This is a genomic window from Streptomyces rubellomurinus (assembly GCF_000961885.1).
Classification (GTDB): domain Bacteria; phylum Actinomycetota; class Actinomycetes; order Streptomycetales; family Streptomycetaceae; genus Kitasatospora; species Kitasatospora rubellomurina.
In genome coordinates this window covers 1-449 of sequence record NZ_JZKH01000330.1, presented here as the reverse complement: position 1 = coordinate 449, position 449 = coordinate 1, and the positions used below count along the sequence as shown (strand labels likewise).

Annotated in this window: 1 protein-coding gene; it reads left to right on the top strand. The window is 70.8% G+C overall.

Annotated elements, in window-relative coordinates:
* Positions 1-449: hypothetical protein (locus VM95_RS38060; RefSeq protein WP_045706232.1), on the top strand; the 449-nt coding region annotated here is incomplete at both ends.

Below are 449 nucleotides of genomic sequence, written 5' to 3'. Positions count from 1 at the left end.
CGGTCGGCGGCCCGGCGCCGTACTGGAACACCTACAGCTACGACGCCACGGGCAACCGCACCGGCCTCGTCCAGCACGACATCACCGGCAACAGCCTGGGCGACACCACCGTCACCCAAACCTTCGGAGCCGCCAGGACCACCAACACCGGCACCGGTGGACCGCACGCACTACTGAGCTCGACCACCACCGGCCCGGCCGGCAGCAGGACGGTCGGCTACCAGTACGACGCCCGGGGCAACACCACGGCCATCACCGACCCCGGCGGCGCCACCGCCCTGACCTGGAACAGTGAGGGCAAGCTCGACACCCTCACCAAGCCCGGCCCGGGCGGCGCCACCAGCTACGTGTACGACGCGGACGGCAACCAGCTGATCCGCCGCAACCCCGGAAAGACCACGCTCACCCTGGCCACCGACGAGATCACCCTCGACAGCGCGGGCACCGTC